This window comes from Candidatus Dojkabacteria bacterium (assembly GCA_016927995.1).
Taxonomy (GTDB): domain Bacteria; phylum Patescibacteriota; class Dojkabacteria; order JAFGLO01; family JAFGLO01; genus JAFGLO01.
In genome coordinates this window covers 123,098-131,010 of record JAFGLO010000004.1, presented here as the reverse complement: position 1 = coordinate 131,010, position 7,913 = coordinate 123,098, and the positions used below count along the sequence as shown (strand labels likewise).

At 37.3% G+C, this 7,913-nt stretch carries 10 protein-coding genes and 2 tRNA genes; 4 read left to right on the top strand and 8 right to left on the bottom strand.

Features of this window, described 5'->3' with window-relative positions; genetic code table 11:
• Positions 1–76 precede the first annotated feature (76 nt).
• Positions 77–150, bottom strand: a tRNA-Arg gene (locus tag JW962_01395).
• Positions 151–259: 109 nt separating this feature from the next.
• On the opposite strand from JW962_01395, the gene JW962_01390 reads away from it, so the two are divergent.
• The 3 genes from JW962_01390 to JW962_01380 all read left to right on the top strand — a co-directional run bounded on the left by JW962_01390 (position 260) and on the right by JW962_01380 (position 1,011).
• The gene (locus JW962_01390; protein ID MBN1373973.1) at positions 260–445 is read left to right on the top strand and encodes a hypothetical protein; all 186 of its coding nucleotides are present in this window, start codon (positions 260–262) and stop codon (positions 443–445) included.
• A gap of 6 nt (positions 446–451) precedes the next feature.
• A complete protein-coding gene (locus tag JW962_01385; GenBank protein ID MBN1373972.1) occupies positions 452–661 on the top strand; it encodes a hypothetical protein in 210 nt (69 codons plus the stop codon).
• 140 nt (positions 662–801) lie between these two features.
• Positions 802–1,011: a hypothetical protein gene (locus JW962_01380; GenBank protein MBN1373971.1), complete on the top strand. Its 210-nt coding sequence runs from the start codon at positions 802–804 to the stop codon at positions 1,009–1,011.
• A 3-nt stretch (positions 1,012–1,014) separates the two neighbouring features.
• Here the strand turns inward: JW962_01380 and JW962_01375 are convergent, their stop codons facing one another.
• The 4 genes from JW962_01375 to JW962_01360 form a co-directional block, all read right to left on the bottom strand.
• Positions 1,015–1,512 carry a hypothetical protein gene (locus tag JW962_01375; GenBank protein MBN1373970.1) on the bottom strand — a complete coding sequence of 166 codons (498 nt, stop codon included), beginning with the start codon at positions 1,510–1,512 and terminating at the stop codon, positions 1,015–1,017.
• A gap of 126 nt (positions 1,513–1,638) precedes the next feature.
• Complete coding sequence (locus JW962_01370; GenBank protein MBN1373969.1) at positions 1,639–2,499, bottom strand: Bro-N domain-containing protein; 861 nt, start codon at positions 2,497–2,499, stop codon at positions 1,639–1,641.
• 150 nt (positions 2,500–2,649) lie between these two features.
• Positions 2,650–2,720 (bottom strand) — tRNA-Gln (locus tag JW962_01365).
• A gap of 156 nt (positions 2,721–2,876) precedes the next feature.
• The gene (locus tag JW962_01360; protein ID MBN1373968.1) at positions 2,877–3,185 is read right to left on the bottom strand and encodes an HIT domain-containing protein; all 309 of its coding nucleotides are present in this window, start codon (positions 3,183–3,185) and stop codon (positions 2,877–2,879) included.
• A 384-nt stretch (positions 3,186–3,569) separates the two neighbouring features.
• Between JW962_01360 and JW962_01355 the strand changes: the two genes are divergently transcribed.
• The gene (locus JW962_01355; protein MBN1373967.1) at positions 3,570–3,983 is read left to right on the top strand and encodes a hypothetical protein; all 414 of its coding nucleotides are present in this window, start codon (positions 3,570–3,572) and stop codon (positions 3,981–3,983) included.
• On the opposite strand, the gene JW962_01350 is transcribed toward JW962_01355, so the two are convergent.
• Genes JW962_01350 through JW962_01340 form a run of 3 tightly spaced genes read right to left on the bottom strand, consistent with a single transcriptional unit; the run spans position 3,963 to position 7,824 of the window.
• Positions 3,963–4,775 carry an RNA methyltransferase gene (locus JW962_01350; protein ID MBN1373966.1) on the bottom strand — a complete coding sequence of 271 codons (813 nt, stop codon included), beginning with the start codon at positions 4,773–4,775 and terminating at the stop codon, positions 3,963–3,965. The genes JW962_01355 and JW962_01350 overlap by 21 nt on opposite strands.
• 14 nt (positions 4,776–4,789) lie before the next feature.
• On the bottom strand, positions 4,790–5,605 hold the full coding sequence (locus JW962_01345; GenBank protein MBN1373965.1) for a metallophosphoesterase: 816 nt from the start codon (positions 5,603–5,605) through the stop codon (positions 4,790–4,792).
• A 38-nt stretch (positions 5,606–5,643) separates the two neighbouring features.
• Positions 5,644–7,824, bottom strand: coding sequence for a hypothetical protein (locus tag JW962_01340; GenBank protein MBN1373964.1), 2,181 nt, complete (start codon positions 7,822–7,824; stop codon positions 5,644–5,646).
• Between the last annotated feature and the right edge of the window lie 89 nt (positions 7,825–7,913).

Genomic DNA, 7,913 nt, shown 5'->3' with positions numbered 1-7,913 from the left:
GGAAGAATGTTGCGAACACCTGCAGCAACAACAAGAAAGCTTAAACAGTGATTTCTGTCGAACATTTTAAAGAACCTACGCCCGACAGGAATCGAACCTGTAACCTTCCCGTTAGAAGCGGGATGCTCTATCCAATTGAGCTACGGGCGCCCGTAGAACGTATAATTATACTTCAGATTAAACATATTTTCAAAGCAACCTTATGACATTACACGTATACGTGATATAATAACACAGTTAACTTGACGGCTTTTTATTTATGAAAATAACAAAAGGCCTTAAATTAGTAATCGCAGGTGGAGTATTTGTAGGAATGTCTTTTGTAACTATGCTTCTTATATCAATGATAGAAAACACCGAGCTTGATTGGAAATATGCTATACTTCCGGGAATTTTCCTTTTGGGTGCGGTTATTTCAGTCATCTGGGGGATAATTAAAGAATAAATACAAATGAGAGTTGTTGTCCCAAATCCGCTAAACAACCTTTTCCCCCAATTATCTATCGAAGGTAAATCTTACGAACCTAAGCCATTATTTATTCTTGAAATTCCAGATATCGATACAATAAAAGCTTTCGTTACAAGACCATTAACAAGACTTGCTAACTCACTTGGCCCCGAATCCCAAATCTCAAAACTCATAAGGGAACTTCTTGCCTGACAACAGATTTCTGTATATAATACTCTCAGTTAAATTAATTCCTCAGTTTTTTATGAAAGCACAAGCAACCGTCGCTGGGGAATTTTATATTGCCTAGTATTAGGCTCCTTTTCCCCAAAAATTTTCTGTAACAAAGCGATTTGTCAGCATTTAACGTACTTTGGTGGGACAATAAGCCCTGGATTATTGACTTTCCACAAGGGGTGAATGTAAAAACTAATGGCAGAGCAAAAGAGATTTTATATAAAGATTTAAACAGTTTGTACAAGTACTTTGATCGATTCTGCAGACTGGATAAAGATTTTTACGAGACCGAACTCGCCGAATTTATTAGGTTTATATTGTGGTAGAGGTTAGGTTTTAGAAGCTTTCTTTTTAGGGATTAGTGATATTATCAAACTGCCAATTACACTGACCATGCACAGAAACGTAGTGATTGTATAAAGATAACTCCGAGGGAAGAAAATGGTCTCACTTATATTGTATCCTTCCATCGTAGGTCGGATTAATAGAACTTCTGGCAATAATCTAATTAGTCCTTCGCAAATTAGAGTCCACAAAACAATACAAATTACAGAATCTATAAGCACTTTAAGTAGTGACTCACGTCGGTTATATATAAAGGTAAATCCAATCGGGAAAACAGGAAGCAGGAAAATAAAGGTGCTCGACGAGATAAAAAATGAATAGTTTTTGGGTAACATAGCGGCGGTATCTGCTCTTGCCAGCTCAAGTAGATTTTTCAAAAGTACAAGCTCTATCGGCTTTCTTTGGGTAAAGTAGATGACACCAGCACATACAGCCATAATTAAAAGGATGAGTAAATATTTTGTTGCTTTTAGCTTTTTCATGAATGTCTACCCAGCTAAATTAGTTGATATATTAAGTATACGCAACAAGGGTTTATTAGCAACAAAAATAAACTTGAGACTTTGAATGTTGCGGGCCCCCAATCACCCTGGACCCGGCAACGTCAGCTACTCATTTTCCCGTTTGGTGCTTATTTTTTTTAGATGTTTGGCGGTCCCTTTTGAGATTACTTTCCGTCCAGTTCTCGCTTCAATCTCTTTTCTAGCATTTCCAGCAACAGTCCCTCCTTGTTTGGCAATCTTCTTGCTGGCTGGAAAATTCTTGGGTTTTTTCTTTTTTGAAATCTCTGTAGTTGTTGCTTCGGCCAACATATTCAAAATCAACTCAAGGTTTGTCATATTATCTCTAAGGTTCTGTTTTTTTAATCCTTTAAAGTCCTTATAGTCACGTACTGTCTTTTCTGACCAAGCTTTCGTTATTTCATCTGTAAGAATAGCATATTCCAAGCCTTCCCTAACGCCACGTTTATTCCATTCATCGGTAAGTTCTTTTCGAACCTCGATACTTTTTAAACGTTGATTGATCCAATTTTGTGAATAACCCTTCTTAAGATAAGTTTTCATAGCCCGCTCCATTGCAAGCTCTGGATCCTCTGTTTCTTCTATTCTTTCGTACCCTACTCTCGCAAGCCAAAGTTTAAATGGTTCAGCCTTAGGCGAAGGAATAGACTGGATTACACGAAGCAGGTCTTCAGTTGAGAAACAGTCTGTACTACGTTTTTTCCCATCGGCTGCCATTAATTTCAACTGTACGATTTTATCGTACACTTCACTTCCTTCTTCCCTTAACCTAAATTTTAAGTCACTCCAATATCTTCTTGGTGTTGTTGAACCTGTTAATATAGCGACTACATCAATTATTGAAAAATACCATAGCTCGTTATCCCTATCCCAATAGCGACGAACCTGTACCTGGTTAAAAAGGACAATGGAATTTTGACCAGTACTTGTATTTCTAGCTTTTGTCATAATCTATTGTCTCAGAAAAATTGATACCTGTCATCTACTCTAGGGAAGAATTTAACCAGAAACGAATCGTGTGTTCGAATCAAGGAACGTTGCGGGCCCCCAATCACCCTGGACACGCAATATCAGCTGTTCGCCTTAGCTCACAGGATATTGCGGGACGTGGATTCGAACCACGATTAGACGATTCAGAGTCGTCCGTCCTACCATTAGACGATCCCGCAGTGACAACAATGGGAATCGTCGGATAGCATTTTGAACTCCTCCAAAATACTACTAGCGTTTAATCCCGTATGGACGTTTCTGTCCATCGGGAAGACGATCCCGCAAGAACAATAATAGCTCTATTATTTTACACCATAGGCTAAGCAAATCCAACCTTAATCGGCCATTAAGTGCACATGTAAATGAGGAACTTCTTGATACGTTCCGGAATTAATACATAGCTTATATCCATTTTCAAGTTCAACCTTTTGGATAACCTTCTGGATCGATTCAAAAAATTTGCAAAGCTGTGTCTTATCACCCGTTATAGACTTAACATCCGGTATATGTTTTTTGGGCACCACCAAAACATGAACCTTAGCTTTAGGATTAATATCATCAAACGCAATTACATTATCATCTTCATATCTAATATTTGACTTTATATCTCCTTTAATAATTTTACAGAAAATACAATCGTCCATTTAATCCCTTCTAAACTTAGATTATTTTAGTATATAGTGAAATCGCATAGTAGTAAATTGACATGATAATAAAACGAGTTATTATTAAAACAACATAAACTTATACTAATAAAGCTTGGCATTTTTTGTTGGACTAGCAAAGTTCCTTACCAGACCAAAAGAATTCAAACACGCAGCTTACTCAAAACTTACAGACCTACGATCTGAAATAGTCCCTATAAAATTTCTGGCACAAAGAAAGATTAAAACAAAATGTGAGAAACGAATACTTAATAACGAATACAAAATGCACAACATGCAATAAGGCTTACTTCCAAAATCCACATAACAAAACCTATATTCAATCGACTGTTCCATGATGCAGGATTTAATGTCCAGGTAATAATGCAGCAGCGGCATGGCTGTAACTCTGGAATTACTGCAAACCTAGGAGGATTTTTTATTCCATCTTGGGAGAAGATGCTACACATGCTATTTGGCAAGAATGCCAACTTGATAAGACTTTTAACCTTGCAAAGCGGACCGGGAAACAAGCGACTTCATGCTCGTATTTTTTTTGAAACCGATGGTTCTGTATACATTATTGCCCATATTGATGAAATAAACGTATTAAATATTCTAAAACCTAAACGGCTTATTACTATTCATACAAAAAATGGAATGGGAAACTATAGTCTGGGTCACATTCTTATGGAAAAGATTATTAACAATATTCAAAAATCACTTAGACAAAAACAAATCCCAATCGTTGATATCGAAACTTTATATCAGGAGATTCTAGCTCCGAGCAGAAAGTAACCAATGATATAAAATTACCCCAGTGCCTGCATTTACATTTAGCGAATCATTTTTACCAAGCATAGGAATAGAAACGTTAAGATCGGTATTGGTCTTCCAAAACTCCGACAACCCTTCATGTTCATTACCTACAACAAGCGCCATTTTAGCCGGCAATTTTTCTTGAAAATATGTTCTTTTTGCACTAGGATCCGCTCCAACTACAATATATCGCAAAGACTTAAGAAATTTTTTAGTCTCCTCCTGAGAGGCCACTACCCAAGGAACCGTAAAAAAAGTGCCAACGCTGCTTCGAATCACACTTGGGTTAAACATATCGGTAGATTGGTTTGTGATAATTACGGCACTTGCGTTAACCGCATCGGCTGTTCGTAAAAGGGCACCAATGTTTCCCGGCTTATCAATTCTATCAAGTACAAGAATACACGAAGGTTCACTATCGTGCCTATCCGATAGTTCCGGAAGTTTTCTTTCCTCCTTTTGACAAACCGCCAATATTCCTTCGTTTTTGTTTTTGTATGAAACCTTGTTAAATAGTATATCAGGCGTTTGTACTAAAGAAATTGATTCTGACAAACCCGATAAAAAAGACTTAACTCCCGAAGTTACACTTGCTGATTCAGAGAACCATACAGAAACCATTTTTACTTTTTCGGAAGCAGCCACCTCCACCTCTTTAAGTCCCTCTACAATAAAAAGCTCTAACTTATCGCGACCTCGCTTGGTAGATAGCTTTAAAAGCTCCTTAACTCTAGGGTTTTCTTTGCTTGTAATAGTTAACAAATTTCTCATACCCTATTTTATCACTACAACTTTATAATCTCTATTGTTGGTCGAACAAAAATTCTTAATGGGAAATAATTCTCACCTACTCCGGAAGAAATAATAAGTGAGGTATCGTTTGTTAAATCGAACAGTCCCGTTCTGTATTTTCGCTCAAGATCTTTAAACGGCCAAACGGGGCAATAATTAATAATCGGAACACAAGCCTGTCCTCCATGGGTATGCGAAGCCAAGATAAGATTGAACTGCTCAACAAAACCGGTATCATACAAAACCGCAGGATTGTGTGAGATCAAAATGGAATAGTCGGCTGAAGGCATATCTACTAATGGATCGTATATTTCGCCATTCCAGATATCATCAATTCCATAAAGATACAATGTGCCTTTTGTCGTTTCGATAACCTGTCCGCTATTTAATAAAAGTTTTATTTTAAGCTCGTAGTCAAGTTTGTCTAACACCTCTTTTAGGTTCAGATAATCATGATTTCCTAGAACGGCATAAACACCATAGGTTGCGTCTAACTCTGAAAGTGAGTCAAGATCAGAAAGATCCGATTTAGATCCTTCTATAAAATCACCCCCAATTATTATTAAATCCGGTTCCAACTTATTGATACGCTCTACCAGGTTAGCAAGTGAAATTTTAGTTTCCGAAACTCCTGCATGTATATCACCAAAGAACACAATCTTAAGATCCAGACTGCTTTCAAACTCGTAAGTTCTCTCCTCTATGTACAAAGGAAAAACAAATGCTGTTATTAAAAGAACGCATAATAAAACTAAAACAATCAACAAGCATGAAATAATTAGGATTTTAAATTTCTTTATTTGGCTCATAATTAAGGGTACGGTTTATCTAACTAAAAGAAACAAGTCTAATATTCTACTAATCTCCAGACTGCAAAACCGCCCGCTCCAGCGGACTCTGCAGCATTGATTCTTACGTTTACATCTTCCTCTGACAGATAACTTGAATACCACCAAAGGTAAGATTCCACAAAAATGTTTACATGTTCACGATTCCACGTATCATAATGGTTATAATATGCATATTTGTTTGATTGTGCATATGCTTGTGTCGGGACGGTTGAATATGCGCTAATAACTACAGGATCAACCTTTTCCATTCCGTAAGGAGCTAAACTCCAAAGTTCTTTATATATATCTGCACCGTTAAGGGTTTGGTTTGTAATTTCACTAAAGTTATCATCAAGACCCCAGGTATATCCATACAAAGGAATACCCATTATAAGCTTTTCGCGCGGAACTTTACTAATCCCATATCTGAGGCATGCTAAATACCAAGTGTAAGGAACCGTAGGTCCGGGATAAAATGACGAAGATCCACGATAATCATAAACCATTACTCTAACCTGATCTGCAAATTCACCGATTTTTTGCCAATCCTGAGCCTGATGGGTTTGTGGAGCATATCCGTAGTTAATTGAGTCACCCCACTTGGGAAGTACGGTAAAGCTTAGAATTTTTCCGTTTTCGTGAAGTTTTGTACCGAGTTTTTGGACAAATTCCATAAGAAGGTTTGCATCGGCTAAGTATGTGGATTCATAATCAATGTCGATACCATCATATCCACTGGTTACAACCTCATTTACAATTGCATCCACATGAGCATCGAGGTGGTTGTTAAGAATGTTACTTAAGATATCGGCCGAACGATCTTCAACAAGTGCAATTGTTGGCACAATCTTGACTCCATACGTACTTTGTAAATAAAAAAGTGTTGAATGGTTGTAGTTTGCAAGAATATTAAGGCTGCCGTCGGTTTCATTGGGTTCGAACCATACAGGACTTAGTGTTGTATATGCAGTTGGATTTGCATTTAGGACTGTAAGCGCAGGGGTAAATCCCCATGATGGAATCCAGGCGATTCGTTCGAAATTTGCTACTGCAGCATTTTGCGTGTAACTTAAAAAGTCAAAATCGACATCGATGGTTTCCGGGTACAGCAGAAACCCTTCAGCCTTTTTAAATCCGCCAAACGAAATATCAACCCACACGTTTACAAGTAATTTATGCGAACTTCCAATTACTTCTGTTTCGGGAATCAGCTCGGCTTGGGTAAATGGCGATGTGTATCTGCCAGTTAAATACTCGTATGTGTGTTCTGACTTTTCGGGAGAATTTCCTTTTTCAATATAAATATCGACTGGATAGTTGCTAGTGTACTCTTCAAATGTTCTTGTTCTGTCGGACAAAATCAAGCTATAACCGTTTTGATTAACACCATTATGCGGAGCAATAATATCCCACTTTATAATTGGTGTTGCTTCATAAATAACGCTTGGAACTATTCTTGGCAACTGACTTAAGTGGTACATATCGGTCCTATCGCTAAATTCGAACTGGTATATAACATTACGGTCTTGTGCCTGCTTCATGGTATTTCCCATAAAGGCTTCTGTTTCTGTTTTCTTTATGCAATTAGGATCATCGCAAGCCACCTGTTCTATTGAAAAGATCTTGTTTTCGTAGCCATTGTATGTTGTTTTATTGTCCTGGATATAGTTTTCGGAAAAAATCGAAAATGTTTGAGGATATTTTTTTACAAGTGTTGATGCTTTTTCAGACAAAGCTGTATCGTCGTATATAAAAAACTGGGTTAGATAACGAATGTTGCAATAGTTTGCGTTACACAAGCTTTTTATTTCGGACAAATTATCGTTTAGATAGCTCGCTTTTATCATTATTCCGATTACTCCGTAGGTTTTGGATATTGGATCGTTTTTTAGTTCGGTTATGTTAACTCCGTTTGTATAGTCAAGTACTATGTGCTTGTTTATTTTAACGTCTGTTAGCTTTTCTACCTTTGTTATTATGAAATTGTAGTTTGAGCCGTTTATGTAGTTTAGCGGTATTTTTCCATCACGGTCCCATATAAAAAACTCGGCTGTTGCTATCGTTTGGTTGTTTTTTTCCACATATTCGGTTACCTTTGAAAGAAGTGGGACCGCAACTGCATATATCAGGTATCCTAGTCCGGCAACCAATAAAGTTAATAGCACAAGTGTTATTATGGTTTGGGGGTTTTTCTTCATTCTTCGGTTTTTTACATTAATTTCCACGTTCAATTAGTCTAGCAAGTTAGGTCTCTTTTGGCAATCCTTATTGTATGATAACATTCTGT

Coding starts and splice junctions, on each gene's coding strand:
- JW962_01390 (MBN1373973.1), top strand. CDS start 260: ATGAAAATAACAAAAGGCCTTAAATTAGTAATCGCAGGTGGAGTATTT.
- JW962_01385 (MBN1373972.1), top strand. CDS start 452: ATGAGAGTTGTTGTCCCAAATCCGCTAAACAACCTTTTCCCCCAATTA.
- JW962_01375 (MBN1373970.1), bottom strand. CDS start 1,512: ATGAAAAAGCTAAAAGCAACAAAATATTTACTCATCCTTTTAATTATG.
- JW962_01370 (MBN1373969.1), bottom strand. CDS start 2,499: ATGACAAAAGCTAGAAATACAAGTACTGGTCAAAATTCCATTGTCCTT.
- JW962_01360 (MBN1373968.1), bottom strand. CDS start 3,185: ATGGACGATTGTATTTTCTGTAAAATTATTAAAGGAGATATAAAGTCA.
- JW962_01355 (MBN1373967.1), top strand. CDS start 3,570: ATGCAGCAGCGGCATGGCTGTAACTCTGGAATTACTGCAAACCTAGGA.
- JW962_01350 (MBN1373966.1), bottom strand. CDS start 4,775: ATGAGAAATTTGTTAACTATTACAAGCAAAGAAAACCCTAGAGTTAAG.
- JW962_01345 (MBN1373965.1), bottom strand. CDS start 5,605: ATGAGCCAAATAAAGAAATTTAAAATCCTAATTATTTCATGCTTGTTG.
- JW962_01340 (MBN1373964.1), bottom strand. CDS start 7,824: ATGAAGAAAAACCCCCAAACCATAATAACACTTGTGCTATTAACTTTA.